The 23,518-nt window shown below is 51.9% G+C and carries 17 protein-coding genes; all 17 read right to left on the minus strand.

Annotated elements, in window-relative coordinates:
• Positions 1-12: 12 nt before the first annotated feature.
• Positions 13-1,053 carry a glycosyltransferase family 2 protein gene (locus tag O0882_RS07260; RefSeq protein WP_289946505.1) on the minus strand — a complete coding sequence of 347 codons (1,041 nt, stop codon included), beginning with the start codon at positions 1,051-1,053 and terminating at the stop codon, positions 13-15.
• Entirely contained in the window at positions 1,046-1,705 is a 660-nt protein-coding gene (locus tag O0882_RS07265) for a hypothetical protein (protein ID WP_289946507.1), read from the minus strand. The genes O0882_RS07260 and O0882_RS07265 overlap by 8 nt, the downstream gene beginning before the upstream one ends.
• 53 nt (positions 1,706-1,758) lie before the next feature.
• A complete protein-coding gene (locus O0882_RS07270) occupies positions 1,759-2,769 on the minus strand; it encodes a glycosyltransferase (RefSeq protein ID WP_289946509.1) in 1,011 nt (336 codons plus the stop codon).
• Positions 2,766-3,818: a glycosyltransferase family 2 protein gene (locus tag O0882_RS07275; RefSeq protein WP_289946511.1), complete on the minus strand. Its 1,053-nt coding sequence runs from the start codon at positions 3,816-3,818 to the stop codon at positions 2,766-2,768. The genes O0882_RS07270 and O0882_RS07275 overlap by 4 nt, the downstream gene beginning before the upstream one ends.
• Complete coding sequence (locus tag O0882_RS07280; protein ID WP_289946513.1) at positions 3,811-5,577, minus strand: ABC transporter ATP-binding protein; 1,767 nt, start codon at positions 5,575-5,577, stop codon at positions 3,811-3,813. The genes O0882_RS07275 and O0882_RS07280 overlap by 8 nt, the downstream gene beginning before the upstream one ends.
• 1 nt (position 5,578) lies before the next feature.
• Entirely contained in the window at positions 5,579-6,478 is a 900-nt protein-coding gene (locus O0882_RS07285; RefSeq protein ID WP_289946515.1) for an NAD(P)-dependent oxidoreductase, read from the minus strand.
• 152 nt (positions 6,479-6,630) lie between these two features.
• Positions 6,631-7,956, minus strand: a complete 1,326-nt coding sequence (rfbH, locus tag O0882_RS07290) for a lipopolysaccharide biosynthesis protein RfbH (protein ID WP_289946516.1) — start codon at positions 7,954-7,956, stop codon at positions 6,631-6,633.
• An 18-nt stretch (positions 7,957-7,974) separates the two neighbouring features.
• A complete protein-coding gene (gene rfbG, locus O0882_RS07295; protein WP_289946518.1) occupies positions 7,975-9,042 on the minus strand; it encodes a CDP-glucose 4,6-dehydratase in 1,068 nt (355 codons plus the stop codon).
• Positions 9,042-9,812, minus strand: a complete 771-nt coding sequence (gene rfbF, locus O0882_RS07300) for a glucose-1-phosphate cytidylyltransferase (protein WP_289946520.1) — start codon at positions 9,810-9,812, stop codon at positions 9,042-9,044. The genes rfbG and rfbF overlap by 1 nt, the downstream gene beginning before the upstream one ends.
• 65 nt (positions 9,813-9,877) lie before the next feature.
• Positions 9,878-11,098 (minus strand): Wzz/FepE/Etk N-terminal domain-containing protein, encoded by a 1,221-nt coding sequence (locus O0882_RS07305; RefSeq protein WP_289946522.1) that lies wholly within the window; start codon positions 11,096-11,098, stop codon positions 9,878-9,880.
• A gap of 104 nt (positions 11,099-11,202) precedes the next feature.
• On the minus strand, positions 11,203-12,963 hold the full coding sequence (locus O0882_RS07310) for an SLBB domain-containing protein (RefSeq protein ID WP_289946524.1): 1,761 nt from the start codon (positions 12,961-12,963) through the stop codon (positions 11,203-11,205).
• A gap of 172 nt (positions 12,964-13,135) precedes the next feature.
• Entirely contained in the window at positions 13,136-16,090 is a 2,955-nt protein-coding gene (locus tag O0882_RS07315; RefSeq protein ID WP_289946526.1) for a YjbH domain-containing protein, read from the minus strand.
• Positions 16,091-16,460: 370 nt separating this feature from the next.
• Positions 16,461-17,165 carry a DUF4197 domain-containing protein gene (locus tag O0882_RS07320; RefSeq protein WP_289946527.1) on the minus strand — a complete coding sequence of 235 codons (705 nt, stop codon included), beginning with the start codon at positions 17,163-17,165 and terminating at the stop codon, positions 16,461-16,463.
• Between the two features lie 181 nt (positions 17,166-17,346).
• Positions 17,347-18,951, minus strand: coding sequence for an SEL1-like repeat protein (locus tag O0882_RS07325; protein ID WP_289946528.1), 1,605 nt, complete (start codon positions 18,949-18,951; stop codon positions 17,347-17,349).
• Positions 18,952-18,954: 3 nt separating this feature from the next.
• Positions 18,955-21,159 carry an EAL domain-containing protein gene (locus tag O0882_RS07330; protein ID WP_289946530.1) on the minus strand — a complete coding sequence of 735 codons (2,205 nt, stop codon included), beginning with the start codon at positions 21,157-21,159 and terminating at the stop codon, positions 18,955-18,957.
• A 5-nt stretch (positions 21,160-21,164) separates the two neighbouring features.
• On the minus strand, positions 21,165-23,318 hold the full coding sequence (locus O0882_RS07335; RefSeq protein WP_289946532.1) for an HDOD domain-containing protein: 2,154 nt from the start codon (positions 23,316-23,318) through the stop codon (positions 21,165-21,167).
• A 4-nt stretch (positions 23,319-23,322) separates the two neighbouring features.
• Positions 23,323-23,514 (minus strand): hypothetical protein, encoded by a 192-nt coding sequence (locus tag O0882_RS07340; protein WP_289946534.1) that lies wholly within the window; start codon positions 23,512-23,514, stop codon positions 23,323-23,325.
• Between the last annotated feature and the right edge of the window lie 4 nt (positions 23,515-23,518).

The raw sequence follows: 23,518 nt of genomic DNA on the forward strand, positions 1-23,518 counted from the left end.
AATACAAATCAATCATTTCACCGATCCAAAATGGGGGCTACGTCCCAATGTTTTTCTAATATAAGCAGTTAACCGATCAAATCCGTTTGCACCAAAACAGTAGCAAATAATAAAGTAAGCATGAAACATCGGATATTTGTTAAACCCAATCCGTCCGTATGCTCGATAAAGTTTATAATAATCAGAAAATGGTAGCTTTAACTGATCTCTTATATATGGATAAAAATAATTCGCATAATCTCGCATAATTGGTGCAGTTACCGGCAGGTCACTTTGTTTTTCAAGTGCAGTAGCGATACGGATAACTCCACTAATCATATTGATGCGCGCAGCGGGCGTATAAGTACCAGGTGTGTAGATCCCTTTTTCGCTGGCACTATTACCAAAATCTGGCGGTTCACTATTACGACATAAAACTAAGACTTTTGGCATAGTGATGGCGTTCATTTTGGCAAGCACAACACCTACAATATGCATCTGGTAGTAAAGGGTACCGTCAAATTCAGATGTAGCCGCCCCATCAGCAGTATCTCGATGAATAATAAAACCCGAAATTACGCCAGATCGTCTGAAGCATACAGAGATAGCTTCGGTCCCAGCAGCAAGAAATTTTTCTTCGTTAAAATAGCGTACTTCTTGATTAATTTTAGTTGGAACCTCATCAAACCAAGCATAGCTTTTGAGAACAAAACCGATGTTGTCGTTAGCCTTAATTCGTTCGGAAACTGCTGCCAACGAACCTTCACACATGATATCGTCATTGCCCATAAAGAAACAATATTCACCACGTGCCAAATTTACAAGATTTCGTATATTTCCATCATATCCGAGGTTATTAGTATTTTCGTAATAACGTAGTGTTCCAGGATAACGTATGCTGTATTCGGCTACAACTTTTGCAATTTCAGGTCGTTCTTTTGAAAGATCCTCACAAATAACAATTTCAAAGTTAGAGAAGCTCTGCTTATAAATCGAGTCTAAAAGAACAGGTAAATGTACAACCCGGTTATAAGCAGGAATACATATTGAAAACATGCGACGTGGTTCAGACATATCTTTCCCATTTCTTTGAAACATTATTAAATTTTTTAATAGATCTTGCCGGAATACCTGCTACCATGGTCACAGCTGGAATATCATTACGTACTACAGAATTTGATGCAATAATCGCGCCATGACCAATTGAAACGGGGCCGACGATATTTACATTATCACCAATCCATACATTATTACCAATCATCACAACACCAGAGGAATATAGTAATCGTTTAGCTGGAACCTCCATGGGATCACTATGGGGATTTTTTTCTCCACTATAAACACCATGATTATGATCTGAAACATAAACATTGCTTCCGAACAATACGTCAGCTCCTATTTCTACTCTATTTATTGCGGTTATATGAACACCGTCTGACATTTTAATCCGATTCCCAAGTACAATTTGCGGGGAATATTGATGGCCATCATATTCAACAACAGCCTCAAGCCATAGATTTTTATGAGCATAGATTTCACTGCCAAACTTTATATGGTTTTTACCTAAAATATGACAACCAGGTCCTAAAATTATATTTGAAGCATTCAGGATTTTTGAATAAAACAAGGACTTTAACTTAATTTTCAATCGTGAGAAAAGAAAAATTGAAGCAAGAATAAATCCTTCTGATTTTTTTTTCTTAATTAAAATATTTAAAAATTTCATTTTTGATTTTAATTCCGAAATATAATTTATATTATTTTTTAAAAATTTAAAAATTAAAGGAAAATAAAGCCCATTTTTTTGTTTAATTTATTAAAAACTCTTACCAAAATGAAGAAAAATTTGCGTAAGAAAAGTGAGTTCGACAGTATAGGTTTTAAAAAAATCTTGAAGTAAATTTTCTCACCAAATGAATTGTAAATTGCAGTATTTATATCTTCGTTTGTAAAGTTACTTTTAGAACCGATCTTTCCAAATTGAGCTATAAGTTCTCCCGGGATCAGCCTAGTTATAACTGCATTAGACATTATCTGCGTCGATTTCAAAGTATCCAGAGGAAAATATTTATTCGTCAAATTTATTAAATTCACGCCAAATACTTCTATAAATTTGTAACCTCCCGTGTTGCCTATCAAAGCACCAAACATGGGTGTACGAATAAAAAAATGATTATCTACCGCTTTTAATGCACTGTATGTCCAAGCCATTTGCGGTAGAAATGTATTAATATCTGATTTTGAGTTAAAGTCAGGGAATTTTTTAATCACTGCAAGTTTATTTGTAATATTAGCGGAAATAAAAGTCAAAAAAATATTTGCATTTCTGAATAATAACTCTGAATTTAGACTGATTATTTCAGGCTTTTCTGGTATCGACAAGTCACCTATAATATGCTCATCTTCACTTTTGAAACCACCATTTTCCAAATGTAAAATTCCAAAATCATTATTACTACAAATTTCGAAAATATATTTTAATGAATTTCGATATAATATTTCATCATCACCTAAAATCCATAAATACTTCCCAGAAGTGGCATCAAAGCATGATGCAATATTTCCATCCATGCCAATATTATTCGGTCTACGAACGTACTTAATTGGAATTATATCTAAAAAATTGCTAACTATCTGTGCCGTATTATCAGTAGATGCATTATCCAAAATAACTACCTCAATACCATTTGGCCAAACAGAAAAACTATTACTGAGCGAAAAGAGCAACAAATTTAATTTTTCGGCGCGAGAATATGTCGGAATCACAATAGAAAGAACAAATGAATTCATCTAAATAAATTCCTTATTTTTTTAAAGATACTTCTAGAAAGAAATAAAAATAAAAAGTTAATAAATAAAATATTTTGTGTAGAATTTGATTTGACCTGAAAAAAATTTTTAAAAATAAATTTCTTACTGTAAGTAAACCCAATTTTGAGCATCTCAAAGGTGCCAATTTTTCTCGATTGCATCCCGTAATGAGTACAAAGATTCTCATTATTCAGAATATTTTTATATCCAAAAGACGCACCAATTAAACCACGCATAAAAACTTCAGCTTGCAGCGTGCTTTTCTCTTTGACCGAAATACTGAGAGTGTTAATATGCTGACAGAAATTGATAGCCATATGCAGTCGAGATTCAGGCATGAAAAAAGCCTTCTTACTTGATCCATTCGTACCAAAAGATTTTATTTTTGCAGCCATTACGCCGCTTTCGGTCTGAATGATAGTTGGATAATAAATTATAGCATCACCCAACATGCATAAATCGCCAAAAATAAATTCAAATGGAAACAAATCAACAATTTCAAAATCGAAATAATTTTCAGTAATATGTAAATGATTTATTAAAGACCTATTAAAGAAATATCCTGTGGGATGTCTTGCGTGATATGCAATTTCTCGCACTGCAGGAAATCCTCTGTCTATCCGATTAAAATCCCGATTTGAATCTGAGTAGTATTGGCAAAACCCCGCAGCAATATCCGGCTGATTCAATAAAACTGATTTGAACTTTGGTATCTCCCTGGATAAAAATTTATCTTTATCAGTGCAAAAAATCAAATATTTTCCTTTTCCTTTATTGACAGCATTCAATATATTAAAAAGAAATCCTTTATTGACTCCGTTTGAATAAATGGAGAGTCGCTTATCATTTATAGTCTGCAACATTGACAATGTATTATCTGTAGAACCATTGTCCAGAACAACTACCTCAATATCAGGATCTTCACATTTTAATATTTCCAAAACATTTTCATGTAAAATTTCACAACGATTATATGTTGGAATACAAAAGCTTAATGACATTTCTGCCATCTTCAGTTTATCATCCATTGGATAAAATTTCCGTCTTCTTAGCAATTTTGCCTTTTTGAAGCTCAATAATATCAGTACAATTTCTCAAAGTATTTAACCGATGAGCAATGATTAGGATAGTGATATTTTCATTTAACTCTTCAATTGCTTGCATAACTGCCTGTTCTGTTTCTGTATCGAGTGCACTGGTTGCCTCATCGAATACAATAATATCGGCCTGTTTGTACAAAGCACGGGCTATTCCGATACGTTGCCTTTGTCCACCAGACAGCTGTACACCGCGCTCGCCAACAACTGTGGCATAACTATCTGACCACATTTCGATAGTATCCGAAAGCTGAGCTTGTTTTGCTGCCTGCCTGACACGCTCTTGTGAAATCTTGTGTTTTGGTACACCAAATGCGATATTTTCCTCAATACTATTGTCAGTCAGAAAAACTGTCTGCGGCACATGAGAAATCCGGGATTGCCAGGATCTCATATTTTTATTCGATATCGGCTTACCATCAATCTCCAAATATCCAGAGACAGGATTGAGCAATCCCATTATGATATCAATCATTGTGCTTTTTCCACTACCTGTTCCTCCAATAAAACCGATACGGCTACCTTTCAATATCTCAAGATTAATATTCTCGAATATCCAAGGAGTCTCTGGGTTATATCGAAATGAAACATTATTTAAAGTTATTTTCTGATCGAAAGAAATTTGTATATTTGCTACTTCATCGGCATGCAAAGGTAGAGGCTGATCTAACAAGACTAAGGCATCTTGCAGAGATACTTGTGCACCTTGTATTAATGACCATGCATTATATGCTTGCTGAAGTGAAGGTAAAATACGCTGTAGACCAAGTGCTAATGCTGCTAAGATAGGTATTGCATTAGCAATTCCATCTTCTCGTTGGGATAATATAAATGCAAGTCCCGCAATTAGAATTGTTCCTAAACTCTCCATTGCAAAGCGTGGACTTTGACTAATAAATTGATTACTGCTCTGCGCAGTGCGTAAAATTTTGTCAGTCTTGTGATATATTTTACAAAAACTTTCTTGGCTGCCGTCAATTAATATATCACGGATCCCACCTAAACCTTCTTGCAATGCCTTAGTAACATTGTTTGACTCCACAGCAATTCTTCGACTACTTTCCTTCAAATGCTTTCGCGTGATCTTTATGATGATTCCATAGAAAATTCCAAAACATCCGATAATCCCGAGAGCTACGCCCGGAATTATGTAGCATAAGGCAAAAACAATAGCTATGACCATTGCAATGGAACTAATTAATGTCAAGCCAGGCATGAGGATATAAAAAATTACTTCACTTATTTTTATCCATATAACATTAATTATTTCGCTACTATTTCGAGAGATATGAATCGCATATGGCTGATATAATGTTCGGCGATAGACATCATTACTCAAATCTGATCCTACTTCAAAGGAAATTTTTGTAGATACTCGAAGGACGAACATCCTTAAAGCACCAGCCAACAGTGCAGCAATGCTAAAAATTATAGTTAACGGCAACAATAACTGACTTGCTGACGATATAGCCAGTATACGGATAAAATCCGAAAAAGCCGGGTTATTAAAGATACGTTCCGGGTTTGTCAATGCACCAATAAAAGGAAGAACAGCGCCAAGGCTAAGTATTTCAGCGAATGACGCCAAAACTGTCAAGATGAGTAATAAACCAAATTGCCCTCTGCGACGACGGCCAATATGGTGCCACAATCGACCTATCAGATCGGGGAGATTTTTTTCTGCTTGCATTTTATTTAATATCTATTACTTTATATTTTTTCAATATTTTCTCTATACCATTTTGTAATGTTATAGTCGGATTCCATCCTAGCGCCATTAATTTTTTTATCTCGGCTTTAGATTCCATAATCTCGTCGCTTCGATACCCAATAGCACCGAAGTTTAACTTCGTCATACTTCCAGACAAGTGTTGTATTGTTTCAATCATTTCTCGAACTTCATAACTACGACCAGTTCCGACCTCAAACGTTTCAAAGCAAAAATTATTCTTACTTCCATACTGTATAAGTTTGATGTAGGCAGCCACAACATCATCTATATAAACAAAATCACGCTTTTGATGTCCATGGGTAAAATTTATTTCTGGTACTTTTTGAACTGCTATTTTTTGAATTGTATTTTCAATAAATTTTGATGTATCATCATCTGGGCCATATATATGTTCAAGAACCACATTAATGATTTTTATATTTTTCGGCAGTTGCTTCAACCAATTGATTAAACTTTTTTTCGACAGTGAATAGTTAGCTAAGTTAGAGTATGTAGTTGTTCTTTTTGTGAAAAATGAATCAGTATTGATAAAACATTCAACGCCATGATTCAATCCTATCTCAACTAAACGCATGGGTAGAATTAGATTTGCTTCGAGTAGCTTCACTATCGGCGTAGTACCCCGACCATACTCTGTGGCTGCATGTATTATAGTTTTAATAGAATATTTTTTAAATAGTTCCTGGGGATCATAGATATCAATATCAAAAAAATAGACATTCTCATGCGTCAGAAAATCTTCTATTTTTTTTGTATTGGAAAAAGATCTTTTAATGACAACAACCTTATCCCCATTATTCAATAATTCGGCAAGTATGCGGCTACCTAAAAAACCAGTACCACCAGTTAGTAAAATCATAGCCTCACTCCACATTGCAATATTGCTTAATAAAATTGATACCGACCATAAAAAGCATCCAGAAATAAAAAATATTATATTATTTGGAGCAGTAAATGATCGGGATTTACTTAAATTAAATAAATAATTAATATATTTATTTTCCGCATTAATTAAAAGTTTATACCGAAGAATTCTTCGATTTTTCTAATCGAGAAGTCCATCATTTCCTTGGTCAGGCCAGGGAAAACACCAATCCACAGGGTATCGTGCATTATGCGATCCGTATTGGTCAGCTCGCCCGATACGCGGTAATTGCGACCAATCATGTATGGCTGGCGCGTCAAATTGCCAGCAAATAACAGACGCGTACCGATCTTGTGTTGATCGAGGAAGGTCAACAGGTTGACCCGGTCCACATTGGCCTCTGGACGCAAGGTGATCGGGAAGCCGAACCAGGATGGATCCGAATTCAGTGTCGCCTCTGGCAAGATCAGGAACTCCTCGCAGCTTTTCAGCCCGTCCTTCATGTACGCGAAGTTGTCCTTACGTGCCTGTACAAAGCCAGCCGCGCGGTCCATCTGCGCCAGGCCGCAGGCGGCCTGCATGTCGGTGATTTTCAGGTTATAGCCGAGATGCGAGTACGTGTACTTGTGATCGTAACCTTCTGGCAGTGTGCCCAGCTTGCAGCAGAAACGCTGGCCACAAGTATTGTCCTTGCCCGGTGCGCAGTAGCAGTCGCGGCCCCAATCGCGGAACGATTCGGCAATCGCTTTCAGTTCCGGATTGTTGGTAAACACTGCACCGCCTTCACCCATGGTGATGTGGTGTGCAGGGTAGAAACTCATGGTGCCAATATCGCCGAAGGTACCGCACATCTGGCCGTTATACGTGGCGCCCAGGGCGTCACAGCAATCTTCGACCAGCCATAGATTGTATTTTTTGCACAGCGCGACGATGACTTCCAGATTGAACGGGTTACCCAGGGTATGGGCCAGCATGATGGCCTTGGTCTTGTCGGTAATGGCCGCTTCGATTTTGCTGGCGTCGATATTGTACGTTCCCAGTTCGACGTCGACGAACACGGGCACGGCACCATATTGCAAGATCGGATTGACGGTGGTCGGGAAGCCGGCGGCCACGCCGATGACTTCGTCGCCAGGCTGAATCGCGCGTGCGCCCAGTTTTGGAGACGTCAAGGCGGAAAAAGCGACCAGGTTGGCGGACGAACCGGAGTTCACGGTGATCAGAAATTCGACGCCAATGAACTTGGCCAGGCGTTTTTCAAACTCGTCATTAAAACGACCCGTCGTCAGCCAGGCGTCCAGCGAGGCTTCGACCATCAGGCCCATTTCAGGGGCGCCGACCACTTTACCGGCCGGTGGAATCACGGTCACGCCCGGTTCGAATGGTTTCGGTACGCTGGCCAGTGCGCCATATTGCGCCACCAAGGCAGCGATCTGTTCGCGGATTTGTTGTTGGGTCAGTTGTTCGTTCATGGTGCAGCCTTCAATTTGTTAGGTATTTTGATAAGTAGTGATTTGCGCCAGCGTCATTGCACGCATGTCCGCGCCCTGGTCGCAGGCTTTATGCCATTCGACAATTTTGGCAATCGTCTGACCGATGTCCCAACGCGGATGCCAACACAGTTGGCCACGTGCCTTGGAGCAATCGAGCTTCAGATAGGTCGCTTCGTGTGGATGATCCTGACCATCGAGCGACCAGGACGCGCCCGCGCCCCATTCCTGCGTCATGCGTTCGATAATCCACTCGACGGGTTTGGCATCGGTGTCGTGCGGACCGAAGTTCCAGCCTTCGGCATGCACAGGACCTTCGGTGTACAGCTTTTCCGCCAACGTCAAATAGCCGCTCAACGGTTCTAGCACGTGCTGCCATGGTCGGATCGAGTGCGGATTGCGTATCATTACCGGCTGGCCGGCGCCTATGGCGCGCAGCATGTCGGGAATCAGTCTATCCATGGCCCAATCGCCGCCACCGATCACATTGCCGGCGCGGCCACTGCCTAATGCAATGCCATGTTCCGCATACTTTTCGGCATTGAAAAATGAACTGCGGTAGCCTGCCGTCACCAGTTCGGCGCAACCCTTGCTGTTGCTATAGGGGTCGTAGCCACCCATGGCTTCGTTTTCGCGGTAGCCCCATGGCCATTCGCGATTTTCATAGCATTTGTCGCTGGTAACATTGACAACCGAACGCACGCCAGGCGTAGCACGCACGGCTTCGAGCAGATTGACCACGCCCATCACGTTGGTGGCGTAGGTTTCCACCGGATTCGCATACGAGTAGCGCACCAGTGGCTGGGCCGCCATATGGATCACGACTTCCGGCCGCGCTTGTGCCATGGCGCGTTTGAGCGCTTCACCATCACGCACGTCGCCGATGATGGAAACCATGCCGCGCGCCACGCTCGCCACTTCGAACAGGCTGGGCGTAGTTGGCGCTTCCAGCGCATAACCGGTCACGTCGGCGCCCAACTGCTGCAGCCACAAACTGAGCCAGCCACCTTTGAAACCCGTATGGCCGGTCAGGAAAACCCGCTTGCCTTGCCAGAATGCTGCGTTCATCAGCAAGCCTTCCAGGGAGCTTTACCCGATTGCCACAGCTCTTCCAGGTGCACCTTGTCGCGCAGGGTGTCCATAGGTTGCCAGAAACCACGGTGGAAAAAGGCATCCAGCTGACCTTCGGCAGCCAGGCGTTCGAGCGGCTGCTTTTCCCAAGTGGTGCTGTCGTCCGCGATGTAATCGATGACCTTTGGCGACAATACAAAATAGCCGCCGTTGATCCACGCGCCATCGCCTTGCGGCTTTTCCTGGAAGCTATTGATCTTCTGGCCATCCAAGATCAGCGCGCCGAAACGGCCCGGAGGCTGAGTCGCGGTCAGCGTTGCCAGCTTGCCGTGCGCTTTGTGGAAGGCGATCGATTCAGTGATATTGACGTCGCTGACGCCGTCGCCATAGGTGAAACAGAACGCTTCTTCGCCTTCCAGGTACTGCTTGACGCGCTTCAGGCGGCCGCCGGTCATGGTTTCATCACCGGTATCGACCAGCGTGACTTTCCACGGTTCGGCATTGCGCGCGTGAACTTCCATCTGATTATTCTGCATGTCGAACGTCACGTCCGAGGTGTGCAAGAAATAATTGGCGAAGTATTCCTTGATGACATAGCCTTTGTAGCCGCAGCAGATGATGAAGTCATTCACGCCATGCGCCGAATAACTTTTCATGATATGCCAAAGAATCGGCTTGCCACCTACTTCCACCATCGGCTTTGGTTTGGTGGAAGTTTCCTCGCTAATGCGGGTTCCCAGTCCACCCGCCAGAATAACAGCTTTCATTTTTCCCCTACTTATTAAATTGAAGTAATAGACCTATCAAGGAATAATCATCAAGAATTGGAAAATTAAATATTTTTACTTTTCCAAGCACTCTTTAAAATATACCAACGATATTTTCCAGCATCATTTTCAATAGACCGCTGGTAAGCATCTCGCATCAATGCCAAGAATAGCGCCAACAATCCACCACCAAAAAAACCAAAAAAGATAATAATAAATCTTCTTGGCTTTGATTTCTTCTCTGCTGGCACCGCATCATCAAGAACTTGTATATTCGAAGATTCCTTGGCTTCGTCAATTTTGGCTAACTCATATTGCTTTGAAAGCAATTCAAATATGGTTTCCCGATATTTAACATCGCGTAAGCTACGCATATACTCGACCCCAATTTCAGGAATCTTTCCGGTTGGTACCATCACATCACCACCCTTGGATAATTTTCCCGTTTTCAGTTTCTTAAGTTGAACCTGATACCCCTGAATTTCCCCCTGCAAACGCACAAGCTCCGGGTTATTTCCTGTTGCAAAACTACGCATCGCATTCAGTTGCACTTCTTTGGCAGCAATCACTCCTTCGAGTTGGGCAATATTGCTTATGATTCCTCTAACTTGGCTATCCAATTGCAGTATTCCAGTTTTTTCCTGAATTTTTTGCAATTCAATTTCGACATTCACCAACTCATCTTTAGCTGCGGTTAACTGTTTTTCAAAGAATAAACGACGTTGTGCTGCATCGCCGATTGCCAAACCATTAGTTAATCTCGATAATTCATTGACAAATGCATTAGCCAATTCGGCAGCAAACTTCGGATCTTTGTCTTCAATCTGGATAGAGATAGTTCCAGCCTTATCATTGAGTACAGTCGCCATTCCACTCAGCACATTACGCGCGTCGTCAAAAGTTTCCACCCCGAAGCGTTTTTTTAAATCGAAACGGGCCACTAACTTGTCCGCGATAGTCCGACTTTGTAGCATAGCGACATACAAATCATTTGGATTTTTCAATCCAGCAATACTGCCAGCGGCCCCTGCCAATCCACCAAGTTGTCCCAACATGGCAGAGACGCTTGAACTTTGCTGCTGAGGAGGTAAAATCACTGCTGTCGATGAAAATGTCGGCTTAATCAGGAGTGCGGCAGCAATTGCCAATACTCCAGTTATAAATGGCACCATTAATAATATATTTTTTTGCCGGACAAGCGCCGTCAACACATCGAGCAAGTGAATTTCATCATTATTTTCATTCATCACTGCACTCTGGTCTCTACTTTTCAATTGCTCAGACATCTTTTTCTCTCGAGTAACAACCCATCATATTTTAAATATCACCAAGGCTCATTGGTCTTGCGTATATCGCATAATTTTCAAGCCCCCTAGTATCTCCATGGTCATTAGTTTTTCAACACTTTCAACCCCGCCGCACCCAAACCAAACTGGTAAAAGATCGATGTCCATTCCTTCAAACTCTGCATAAACGTGCTGCGATCAATTTTTTCCGGCACCACGACGGTATCACCAGGATTCAAAGCCGTGCCGCCAATGCCGCTGAACCAACCCGTACTTTGCCCACTCTGCGCCGTACCGTCCGCTCGTATCACGTACATCTCGGATTTGTCCGCAGTAATGGTCAGACCACCAGCTTGCTGGACATAGTCGTTGACCGTGCGCTGCGGGCGGTAGACAAAGGCATTTTGCTGAAATACCGAGCCAAGCACATCCACAGTGCCCGGCCGGCGCGGGATCAGGATGGTATCGCCATCCTGCAAGGGCAAGTCGGGAAAGTTCTTGATTTGCGTCTCCACACCAGGCAAATCGAGCACGATGCGGCCTTCCGCCTTGATGCCGCGCAGTTTTTTCACGATGCTGCGCTGTTGCTCAATTTCTGCAGCCAGTTTAGCCGCGTTAGCCTGATCGGCCGAGGCGCCCATGCGCTGGGTGGCGTTCGACTCCAGGTCGCGTTCAAAACGGTCCGCCACTTCATTCAACTTGGCTTGCTGGGCACGCCGTACCGATTCGCGGTTCAACTGGGTGGCGTACAGATAACCGTTTTCATTCGGGCCGCCCACGCGGGCGATCAACTCGCGCAGGGTTTCGCCTTTCTTCAGCAGAAAGATGCCGCTTTGTTTGGCTTCGCCGGCCACGCGCACGTATTCATTCTGGATCTGGGCCTGCACCGGCACGGCGCCCGGCGCAAACACGCGCAGCACATCGGTCGGTTTAACGGGGATACTCGCCAGCTGGGTGTTGGTGACGGTTTTGTCGGCGATCAGTTCCACCACCGTCTTGTATTGATTGTCGACGTTCTTTTCAACGATCACTTGCTTCGTTTCCGCTGCGGAATCAAAGCCGCCGGCCCAGGTCAATACATCGGCCAGGCTGGCATTGCCTTTCAATTCGAAAATGGCGGGCTGCTTCACATTACCCGTCAAAGCCACCAAGGGACCGACTTCCGGAATGTAAATCACGTCGCCGTCGCGCAAGGTCATGTCGCTGCTCTTGTCGCCTTTGGCCAGCATGTCGTACAAGTCGAAGGTGCTGACGGTTTGTGCGCCACGCTTCAATTGGATGTTGCGCATGCTACCCGTGGCGTCCGGGCCGCCTGAGGTGAACAGGGCGTTCAACAGCGTGCTCATGGCGCTCAGGGTATAGGTGCCGGGACGCACGGCGTGGCCGACCACATACACTTGCACGGCGCGTGTCTGGGCGATGCTGGCCGTCAATTCAAAGTTGGTGTAAATCTTGCCGACGGCTTTCTTCAGGTAGCCCTGCAGATCCTTGTACTGCACGCCGCTGACCTTGACGGAGCCGACGCGGGGAATGAAGATCGCGCCGCTGCGGTCGACCGTGGCGCTGACGTCGATATCGACCATACCCCAGCCGCGCACCTGCAACTCGTCGCCCGTGCCGATGACATAATCTTGATTGACCTGGGCTGCATCAAACGGCGCGAAGGTGGATGGTACGTCGCTGAACAGGTCCTTGCCAAAAATGGCCAGGTTTTGTCCTGTGACGCCTGCTGCATAGGCTTGAAACGGCCCTACTTCGGCGGCGGCACGCTTGGCCGGACGGCTGGCGGGCGGGTTCTGCGCCTGGCGCTGTTCGCCACGGCTGCGTATGGCCGGCAGGCCGCTGCCCGTCTCCATCGATTGCATTTTGGGAGTGTCACTCGTGCCAAGGTCTTGCGCAACGGCGGACCCCATTCCCATCAGGCAAGCCGAGAAAATGAGATGTTTCACGAAAGGCTGGGAAGTACGAAATTGCTTTTTCATGCTGGTCTTTGTCTGGATGAATAATGTTTTATAGGTAAGCAGATCTATTGCTCGCTTAGTATTTGGCTTGCCAGGTCACGCTAATTTCCTTCGGTCCCGGATTGATCGACAAACCCGATTTGCTCTGGTCGCGCTGCGCGTGCCACAGCCAGCTGCCCATAGCGTAGCCGACGATGCCGCCGGCGACCGTGTCGGACACCCAGTGCTTGCGGCCAAATACGCGGCCGGCTGAACCCACGGCAGCCACGCTGTATAGCCATGGCGCATCGTATTCCTTGGCAAACGGCGTCACGGCGGCAAAGCCGATGGCGGCATGCGCGGAAGGGAAGGATGAATTCGAACGGGAACTGCCGCTGCCGACACGGCTCCACGCTCCGAGGTCTTCCTCCGGACGGGCGCGGCCAAACGCATATTTGCCCACCACCGCCACGCCCGTGGCCGCGGCAACCGATTGCAGGGAAATGAGTCCCGTATTTTGCATGCGCTCATCACCCAGGGCGAAGGCGGCCGCCGCCGCTCCCACTGCCGCGTATGGCATGGCCTTGCCCAGCTTGTCCCAGTTGCGGTACACCTTGGAATCTTGATGTTTCTTGACGAAACGGTCGACGGGTTTGTCGCTGAGGGCTGATGCCAGCACCACGCCCCCGACCACAGCCGTCGCCTTGAGCCATTCAGGGGCGCTCGGCGTAGCCGATGCGGATTGCTCCAGGCGCGCGCGCATGGCGGGCCATGGGCTGACAAACGGCCGGTCTGGCGGATTGACGGCAGGCAGGTGCTGTTCGTCCGGGCGCTCGGCAAAGTTACCCAGGCCATCGTAGCTGTGCATGTCGGCGCGCGGACGCTCGAACATGTCGTACAGGTCGCCCGGCGAGGCCACCATCTGCCCCACGTCGCGCGTCCATGGGGAGATGGCGAAGCCGGCCGTCGACTGCGTGTCCATCGGCAACATGCTGTTCAAGGGCACGGACAGGAAGATGCCACGGTCCTGGTATGGCTTCGATGGCGTGCCAGGACTGGTGATATCGTTGCCGTTCGTATGCGTGTACCAGGCGCCCACTTCGATACCGGACTGGAAGCGGCGCTTGAATTCCAGGCGCACACCCGTGTCTTTGGCCAGGAAGCGGCCGGCGCGCGCCGTGACGGTAATGTCGTGCGGCAAACGGTAGTGCAGGGAGCCGATCGCCGTCACCGTCTTGTAGTCGCGCGAGTCGAGCAAGCCCTTGAAACCACGCTGCTGCAAGGCATCGACGGCCACGTCGGCCGCCCAGCGGCTGTCCTTCGGCAGGTACAGCACCTGGCCGCCCACACCGCGGAACATGTCTTCATACAGGCCGGCCGACAGGCGGGTATACACGCGCTCGGCGGGATTGTCATATTTGTTCAGCAAGACGCGGCTCAACGAGAAACGTCCGCCACGCAAATACTCCGCCACATCCGTGCGCACATGCGGCAAGTTGCTGTTCGATGGCTGCTTGACGCCCGATACCGTTTCCAGCAACTGCAGGCTGGCGGCGCTATTCAGGTACAGGCCATCGCCCAGGCGGCGATCGTAGTTGGCCACGGCCGAAATCGAATAGCGGAAGGCGCCGCTCGGATCATTGAAGAAGAAGCCCACCTTGGGAGCGATTTTGAAACGGTTCGCTTCCCGGTCCAGCGATTTGATCTGCACCACGTCGCCATCGACGCCGACACCGACGGCCAGCTTGCCGTCGTCCTTGAGGACATCGGCTGCCTTGGCGGCTGTGGGCGCGGGCGCCGCCGGCGCAAGGACTGGCGCTGTGGGCGCAATGGCGAGAGCCGATGCGCTGGCAGGTGCCGCAGCCGGTACCGGTGCAGCGGCCACGACGGGCGCCGGCGTGTCGAGGAATTCTTTCAGCCAGCTTTGCTGATCATCCCGGATGACATCGCTTTTCTCCGGATAGCGCAGCAGCACCACGTCGAGGAAAGCCTTGCGGTCGATCTTGCCTGCCAAATAGTCGTTCAGTTTTGGCAAATCAAAGAATTCGTAGGTGGCGATCGGCTGGTCCAGCTTGGTGTACGTGATGCGCAGGGCCGTCACGCCCTTCGGCGTGAAGGCGACGGCAGTGCGCGCGGCACGGCCAACGACGCGGCCCATGTTCGAAATACGGCTGTTGGTCAGGCTCAGGCTGAGGGTATTGCCTTCCTGCTCGACACGGATATTCTTGTAGTCCTGCTTTACCAGCGCCTTCACCAGATCGGCGCCGTACACGGCGTCGCGGTGCCATTCTTCCTTGCTCGGCAGCGGCGGTGGATTCTTGTCGTCGACAAAATACGCCGGTTCGTACACCTTGGGGACGAACTCGCGCTCGCCAAACGGAATGCTGACAAAAGCGTTCAGGCTGAACTGGTCGCGGTTGCGTGCCGCTTGCAGGGCAAGCCAGCCCCAGCGGTACTCCAGGCCCACGGAGGCGCCCTTGCGGCGCTTGCCGGCATTCGTTTCGCTGGCGCGGAAGTCACGCAGATAATTGGTGGTATCGTACTCGGCCACCACCGACCAGCGCGGCAGCGCGGCCGGCGTCCAGCGCGCGCCGGCAAACACGCCGTCCGGGCGTTTATGGGCATAGCCCAGGCTCGCTTCGATATTCTTGCTGGCGCCAAAAGTCTTGGTGGCAACCACATATTGCCCCTTGAACAGCTCGGTACCGAACAGATCCGTCATGCCAACGGCGACCGACGGCATCCACTCCGTTTCCGTCCACAGGCGCAATTTGCCGTCGACGACTTTATCCTTGTAGCGGCCATAGCCACTGCCATACTCACCGGGCACGTTGGTAAAACCAGGAATGCCCGTGATCGACACATAACGTCCCGTCATTTGCAGGAAAGGCAGAATATCCGACGTGACCCATAACTGGCCGTACGGGCTATCGTAGCTATAGCCGACGCTGAAGGTACCGTCCGTTTCCACCACGGCGCTGGGCATATTGATATACCCGGATTGACCGCCATGATTCGGCGTCGCGGCAATCGCCGAAGGCGCGCCAAGCACCAAGCAGCCACACCAGGTATATTTAATTGATTTTCTGAGTACGCTTAACAAATCCGGCTACCTAAAATATCCTGCACCTGGAATTCCTGACATTCTATTCAGAAAATCAACGAGCCTGAGGGAACGTGAATGAAACGAAAAAAGGCCAACCATGGGGACATTGATTAATGTCACGCATCAGTTCGCCGCTAACAAATCGAAAACTCTTGCATCACTAAAATAATAAGTCATGCATGCAAGAATTTATGTCACGGAATTTTAACATTATTTTCTTGTAGCAAATGCTTAAGCTGTTTCGCGAACACGACATTCGCCGGCTGTTCCGCCTACGCCGTGTGCGATCCCGTCCCTCGTTTTATCCGGCAAGCCACTACTTCAAGCTGCCAAATACCTTGCCGATAATCTTGCTGCCATACGCGAGCGGATTACTGCGGATGGCTTTCTCTTCCTCGCCTATCATCAGATACAGGCCGTCAAGCGCCCGGTCGGTCACGTAAGCTTCCACCGTCGATTGTTGCTGCGGCACCAGTCCCGTCTTGCCGATCTGGCTCATGGTACTGTTGTATTTGCTGGCCAGGCCGGAACGGTCGGTCACGGATTTCACGATGGGCAGGAATTTGACGGCCAGCGGTGCCGAGGTCTTCTGGCGGAAGAAATCCGTGACAGAAGTATCGCCACCGGACAGGATATTCTTTGCATCGGTCACGCTCATCGACTTGACCGCATCGAGCAGCAAAGGCTTGGCCATGGGCACGGCCGATTCGGCGGCACGGTTCATCGCCACCACCAGATCGTCCAGTTGCTGGCCGCGGCCCGTCATTTTCAGCAAAGGCTGGGCTTGCTCCAGGATGCGGGGCAGCTTGATTTTGACCTTGTCGTTGTTCAGGAAACCATTTTCGACACCCAGTTTCGATACGGCGGCGGCGGAACCGGCTTGCAGCGCCGCTTTCAAACCATTGCTGGCATCCTGGTTGCTGAGGGCATCGAGGGGACTGGCGGCGCCTGCGCCGGACGACAGCAGCGCCAGCGCGCACAGGATGGCGGCCGGCCAGCCAGGGAAAGAGTTCAGGCGCATGGTTTTCCTTTTCTAAAGACTATACAGACCACCTTCTTCTGGAACATTAGCACATCAAAACTGCAAATACTGCAGCAATTTGTTGTGTCCGGGGCAAACAAGGGGGTCCGCAGATGGCGGAGGGAAAGGACTATACAGCACCTGCTGTTGTATCCGCGCACGCTAACGCCGGCGGCGCAGTTCAGCCTGCTATCGCCGCCAGATGTTCGCGTACCCGCGCCAGATCTGTCTCGCGCATGCGCGCCGCTGTCTGGCGCAAGGATTTTTCCGCACCGGCCACGCCGGCCGCCGCCGCCATCGACAGCCAGATATACGCCTGCTGCAAATCGAGCGGGCCACCCTGGCCGCTGGCCGCCATCAAGCCCAGATTCATTTGCGCCCGTGCATGACCCTGGCGCGCGGCCAGCGCGTACCAGTCCCAGGCGGCAGCATAATCCTGCGGCACATCCTGGCCATTGTCGTGCCGCAGGCCCAGCGCAAACTGGGCCAGGCTGTGGCCCTGCGCGGCGGCGCGGCAATAGCAGGCGCAGGCCTGCTGGCTGTCGGGCGCAGGGCCATCGTCGCGGTCGTGCAAGACGCCCTGCATGTATTGCGCCGGCGCGTAATCCTGCTCGGCGGCGCGGCGGTACCACTCCAGCGCCAGCGACAGATCCTGCGGCACGCCCTGGCCATGTTCATAACGCAGGCCCAGGTCGAATTGCGCCCGCACATGTCCCTGGTCGGCCGCCTTGCGGTACCAGAAGATGGCTTCCTGCGCATCGGCAGGCATGCCCTGTCCATGCTCATGCAGGAGTCCCAGCTGATACTGCGCGGCGGGAAAACCCTGCCCGGCCGCCTGGCGGTAGAACACCTGCGCGCGGGTATAGTCCTGCGCGCCATGTTCATGGTGCAGGCCCAGGTTGTGCTGGGCCGCCGCGTGGCCCTGCCCTGCCGCCTTCACGTACCACGCCAGCGCCGCCTGTTTATCGCAGGGCACACCCTGGCCATTGTCGTAGATCAGGCCCAGATTGAACTGCGAACTAGCGTGGCCCTGCTCGGCCGCGCGCCGGTACCAGCTGATCGCCTGCCTGCTGTCCTGCGGCAGCACGTCGCCGTTTTCATAGCGCAGCGCCAGGTTGAACTGGGCCGGCGCATAGCCCTGCTCGGCAGCCTTGCGCATCCAGGCGGTCGCCTGCTGGCGGTCCTGCCGCACGCCCTGGCCATTGTCGTAGCGCAGGCCCAGGTTGAACTGGGCGCGCGCATAGCCCTGTTCGGCCGCCTTGCGATACCAATTGATGGCTTGCACGAAATCCTGCGGCACGCCCTTGCCATTGTCATACATCATGCCCAGATTGTTTTGCGCGCCCGCGTCGCCCTGCTCGGCCGCGCGGCTGAACCACAGCATGGCTTGCCCGCTATCTTGCGCGAGTCCCTGGCCCTTGGCATACAGCCAGCCCAGGTTGTACTGCGCCGCCGCGTAACCCTGCTCGGCCGCCTGCTGGTACCAGTGCGCGGCCTGCACAAAATCCTGCGCCACGCCCTGTCCCTTCTGGCACATCACGCCCAGGTTGTATTGCGCGTGTTCGAGCCCCTGCGCGGCAGCCAGGCCATACCAGTGCAGCGCCAGCGCATAGCTTTGCTCGATACCCTGGCCGTTGAAATACATGAAGCCCAGGCTATGCTGGGCATTCGCATTGCCCTTCTCGGCCAGCCCTTTCAGGCGCAGGTAGTCGGCCGTGTAATGCGCAGCTGTGTAATGAGCAGCTGTGGAATGTGCGGCCGTGGAGCGGGGAGCGGCAGGCGGCATGGCTCAGGCCTCGATGGCCAGCGTCTGCGACAGCGCGGGGGCGGTATCGGCGATCAGGCGGTTCTGCTCCTGCAGCACGCCGATGAAGCTGCCCAGCGAAATGGGCCGGTGGTACAGATAGCCCTGCATCGTGGTGCAACCCTTGTCTTGCAGATAGCGCGCCTGGCCTTCCGTTTCCACGCCTTCGGCGATCAGGTGCAGGCCCAGGCCGCGCGCAATCGAGATGATGGCCAGGATCACGGGATAGTGTCCGTGCTCGTCGTGGATTTCCTTCACAAACGACTGGTCGATCTTGATGGTGTGGATGGGGAAGCGGTGCAGGTACGACAGCGAGGAATAGCCGGTGCCGAAATCGTCGATGGCGACCGACACGCCCAGCTGGCACAGCTTGTTCAACTGCTCGATCGCATATTGCGGATTGCGGATGCAGATGTTTTCCGTGATTTCCACTTCGATCTTTTCCGGCGCGATGCCGTAGCGCGTCAGCGCACCGCGCATCTTTTCGAAAAAATCGCCCCGGTCCAGGTATTGCGGCGACAGATTCAGCGACAGGCGCACGGCTTCGCCGCCGGCCGCGTTCCACTGCACCAGGTCGCGGCACAGGGCGCCCAGCATCCAGTCCGAGATCGGCAGCATCAAGCCGTTTTCCTCGGCGAACGGCAAAAATTCGCCGGCCGTCAGCAAGCCCCGCTGCGGGTGGTTCCAGCGCATCAGGCCTTCGGCGCCAACGATGCGGCCCGTCATCACGTCCACCTGCGGCTGGTAATACATCTCCAGCTGGTTCAGCTCCAGCGCCTTGCGCAAGCTCTGCTCAAGCGCGATCTTCTGGTGCGATACATCGAGCATGGACTCGTGATAAAAACTGTGGCCGTTCTTGCCCAGCGCCTTGACCTGGTACATGGCGATGTCGGCATGGCGCAGCAGCTCGTCGATGGTCTCGCCGTCACCCGGATAGATGGCGATGCCGATCGAGGCCGAAATATGCACCTGGTTGCCATCGAGGTCGAAGGGCTGGTGCAGGCATTCGAGGAATTTGTCGGCGATCAGGCGCGCATCCTGGCGGTCGCGCAGTTCCGGCAGCACGATGGTGAATTCATCGCCGCCCTGGCGCGCCAGCGTATCGCCGCGGCGCAAACAATCCTTCAGGCGCAGCGCCACCTGCTGCAGCAACTCGTCGCCCTTCACGTGGCCCAGGGTATCGTTGACCAGTTTAAAACGGTCCAGGTCGATGAACATCACGGCCAGTTCCGTCAGCTTGCGCCGCGCCTGGATCACGGCCAGGCCCAGGCGGTCCTTGAACAGCATGCGGTTCGGCAGGTCCGTCAGGATGTCGTGGTAAGCCTGGTAGGAGATGACTTCCTCGGCCCGTTTGCGGTCGGTGATGTCGCGCGCCACGCCATAGGTGCCGAAGTATTCCTGCTTCCTGGCGTCGTGATCGAGGCCGTGCATGCCGATCGAATTGAGCGGAATCGTCATCAGTGTGTTGTTGAAGGTACGGTCGCTGCCACTGCCGCTATGGCACTTCAGGCGCAATTCCACATTGCGCGAGGCACGCTCGTCGAGGCGGCGCTCATTGAAGGCATAACGCGCGCGCTCCTGGTCTTCATCATGCACGAGGATCGAATAATGGCTGCCGATCAGCTCTTCGCGGCTAAAGCCCAGCAACTGGTGCACCCGATCGTTGATGAAGGTGATGCGGCCTTCGTGGTTCAAGGTATAGATGATATCGGGCGAGCTGTCGACCAGGTAGCGGTACATCTTTTCCGAGTTTTCCAGCTGCAGCGCGATGCGCTCGTTTTCCAGCGCCAGCTTGCGCTTTTGCAGCGCGTTCTCCACCGTCTTGAGCAGCTCCTCGCGGCTGTAAGGCTTGCGCAGGTAATCGTAGGCGCCACGCTTCAGGGCGCCGATGGCCGCCTCGATGCCGACGTCGCCGCTCATGACGATGACGTCGCCCTCGATGCCGCGCCGGTTGATGTGGTCCATGATTTCATGGCCGCTCATGTCGGGCAGGCGCAAGTCGAGCAGGATCAGGTCGAAGCGCAGTTTCGACAACTGCGCCAGCGCCTCGCTGCCGCAGGTGGCCGTGTACAGCTGGTAGCCGCGGTCCTTCAGCAATTCGTGGAGGGAAGCGAGCAGGCGGGGCTCGTCATCGACCAGCAGGATGCGCGGGCTGTTTTCCAGGTCAAATGGAATGGCGGAGGAGTTCATGGAGGTTACGAAGACAGGGCGGTATTGCCGGGCGCGGGCAGCGCGGCTGCAGCGCTCGCCGGCAAGGGAATGGGCAGCAGAATTTCGAACGAGGTGCCGGACTTGCTGCTGCGGCAGCCGATCACGCCATGCAGGCGCGTGACCAGGTCATGCACGATGGACAAGCCCAGGCCGTGATGCGCCCCTTCCTTGCTGCTGCGTACGGGAGAAAACAGATTCGCCAGCACCTCGGGCGCCAGGCCGGCGCCATTATCGCTGACGCACAGTTCCAGATACAGGCGGCGGTCGCGGTTGACGTGGCCACGGTTCGCCACTTCGATGCGCCCGCCATCGGGCAAGGCTTCGACGGCGTTTTTCAGCAGATTGAGCAGGATTTGCTTGAGCATGTCGGCATCGGCCTCCACCTCGCATGGCGCGTCCTGCATGCGCGTGACCACCTCGATCTTCGGCGGCAGGAAGTCCGTGGCGCGGAACAATCGCAGCACATCGTCGACCACGCGCGCGCAATCGGTCACGCCACTAGACGCCACCGGCTGCAGATCGGCCAGGCCGCCGATCAACTGCCCGACCCTGTCGATCTCTTCGTTCAGGATAGCCATCTCGCCGCTGACCGGCTCTTGTTTCTCCAGCTTGTGATCGAGTACGCTCAGGTAGTTCTTGATGATGGACAGCGGGTTATTCACTTCATGCACGACGCGGCGCGACGCGGCACGGTATTCCTCGGCCACGTGATCGAGCTGGCGCCGTGCCAGCCCGCGCGCATTGACGGCCGTTTCCAGCGCCGTGGCGGCCTGGTTGGCATACGCGCGCAGGAAACCCTCGCGCTTCTGGCAAGCGGCAATCTGCCACGCCGCCACGCCGCCGATCAGCACCCCAAGGCTGCGCTGGCCCGCCACCAAAGGCACGCAAACCAGGCTGTCGGTACCGAGAATGCGGAACAGCTGCTCCTCGACGATGCCCAGCGCCGGCATGTCGCGTTTTAAAAAGGCCAGCTGGCACTCCAGCGCCGCGGCGGCCAGGGGCCCGCCCTTGGCCAGCGGGATCGAGAAGCCGGCCAGACGCTGCTGATGTTCGCCCGCCGCCACGCCCACCAGCGCATGACCGGTGGGGTTTTGCAGCAGGATGATGGCGGTGTCGAAATCGAACAGGATGCGCGCCGAGCGCGTGATGGCTTCGAGCAGGCTGCTCTCGCCCTGCTGCCGGGCAAAGGTCTGGCCCACTTCGGATACCAGCACCATGTTGCGCACTTCGTCGGACAGGCGCTGCTGCACCGGATCGACGGATGGCGGCGCATACGCGGGCGGGGTGGCGATATCGTCCGCGCCGGCCAGGTCGATGCCCAAGTGCTGCGCGGCCTGCTGCACCTGGCGCGCGACGCCGCCGGCCAGGTTTTCCAGTACCTCCAGCTCCAGCGCGCAAAATTGCGCCGCCTGCGCAATCGATTCCGCATCGTCGGCATGGCAGCACAGCAGGTGCGCCAGGCGCACGATGCGGATCAAGGGATGACTGGCTTCCAGGCGCGCCAGCGGTTCATGGTGATACAGCACGCTGTCGGCCAGGAAGGAATCGAGCTGCCAGCGCTCGATCAGCCAGGCGCCCGCTTCGGCATGCGTGATCTGCAAGGTGCGCTGCTCCACCGCGCACAGGGCGGCATCGTCGCGCGCCGTGAAATTGAACGCGTATTCCTTCGGCGCCGTGGCCAGCAAGGCCAGGCGGCCCACGTTGTGCAGCAAGCCTGCCAGATACGCCTCCTCGACGTGCGGATAGGCCATGGCCTTGGCCAGCGCGCGCGCCATGACGGCGACCGACAGCGAGCTTTTCCAGAAGGCGCGCAAATCCGTGCTGCCGGAATGGGGAAAGCTGTTGAAGGTCTGGAAGACGGATTCGCTGATGACCAGGGTCTTGATCATGTCCGTACCCAGCGACACGAGCGACTGTTCCAGGCTGACGACCTTGCCCTGGCGATGGTAGGCCGAGCTGTTGGCCACGCCGAGGATCTTGCCGGTCATGCCCGCATCCTTGCCGATCAGGGCGGCCAGCTCCGGCATGCCGGCATCGTCGGCCTGCAAGTGGGCGATCAGTTTGATGAGGATCTGCGGCATGGCCGGCAGGCGGGCAATCAGCAGGCGATTGCGAATATCTTGATCAGATTGTTGCATCGTATCAGGCATTGCCGGTTCGAAAAGGATGAGCGCTCAGCAGCGAAGCGCGGCCACGTCCAGAGGAATCCTCCACTCCTGTAACCCAAAAATAGACTGCCTGAGAGGATGCCGGGGAAAAAGTCATCTTATCATAGCATCCAATATTAATTGCAATATAGAAAATTAAGTTGAAATAAATCCAGCGTTCTGCCATGGAA

The organism is Janthinobacterium sp. SUN073 (genome assembly GCF_030397665.1).
Taxonomy (GTDB): Bacteria; Pseudomonadota; Gammaproteobacteria; order Burkholderiales; family Burkholderiaceae_D; genus Janthinobacterium.

Excerpts from the sequence above, each read along its gene's own strand:
- O0882_RS07260 (WP_289946505.1), bottom strand. The coding sequence starts at position 1,053 with ATGTCTGAACCACGTCGCATGTTTTCAATATGTATTCCTGCTTATAAC.
- O0882_RS07265 (WP_289946507.1), bottom strand. The coding sequence starts at position 1,705 with ATGAAATTTTTAAATATTTTAATTAAGAAAAAAAAATCAGAAGGATTT.
- O0882_RS07270 (WP_289946509.1), bottom strand. The coding sequence starts at position 2,769 with ATGAATTCATTTGTTCTTTCTATTGTGATTCCGACATATTCTCGCGCC.
- O0882_RS07275 (WP_289946511.1), bottom strand. The coding sequence starts at position 3,818 with ATGGATGATAAACTGAAGATGGCAGAAATGTCATTAAGCTTTTGTATT.
- O0882_RS07280 (WP_289946513.1), bottom strand. The coding sequence starts at position 5,577 with ATGCAAGCAGAAAAAAATCTCCCCGATCTGATAGGTCGATTGTGGCAC.
- O0882_RS07285 (WP_289946515.1), bottom strand. The coding sequence starts at position 6,478 with ATGATTTTACTAACTGGTGGTACTGGTTTTTTAGGTAGCCGCATACTT.
- rfbH (WP_289946516.1), bottom strand. The coding sequence starts at position 7,956 with ATGAACGAACAACTGACCCAACAACAAATCCGCGAACAGATCGCTGCC.
- rfbG (WP_289946518.1), bottom strand. The coding sequence starts at position 9,042 with ATGAACGCAGCATTCTGGCAAGGCAAGCGGGTTTTCCTGACCGGCCAT.
- rfbF (WP_289946520.1), bottom strand. The coding sequence starts at position 9,812 with ATGAAAGCTGTTATTCTGGCGGGTGGACTGGGAACCCGCATTAGCGAG.
- O0882_RS07305 (WP_289946522.1), bottom strand. The coding sequence starts at position 11,098 with ATGTCTGAGCAATTGAAAAGTAGAGACCAGAGTGCAGTGATGAATGAA.
- O0882_RS07310 (WP_289946524.1), bottom strand. The coding sequence starts at position 12,963 with ATGCAATCGATGGAGACGGGCAGCGGCCTGCCGGCCATACGCAGCCGT.
- O0882_RS07320 (WP_289946527.1), bottom strand. The coding sequence starts at position 17,165 with ATGCGCCTGAACTCTTTCCCTGGCTGGCCGGCCGCCATCCTGTGCGCG.
- O0882_RS07325 (WP_289946528.1), bottom strand. The coding sequence starts at position 18,951 with ATGCCGCCTGCCGCTCCCCGCTCCACGGCCGCACATTCCACAGCTGCT.
- O0882_RS07330 (WP_289946530.1), bottom strand. The coding sequence starts at position 21,159 with ATGAACTCCTCCGCCATTCCATTTGACCTGGAAAACAGCCCGCGCATC.
- O0882_RS07335 (WP_289946532.1), bottom strand. The coding sequence starts at position 23,318 with ATGCAACAATCTGATCAAGATATTCGCAATCGCCTGCTGATTGCCCGC.
- O0882_RS07340 (WP_289946534.1), bottom strand. The coding sequence starts at position 23,514 with ATGGCAGAACGCTGGATTTATTTCAACTTAATTTTCTATATTGCAATT.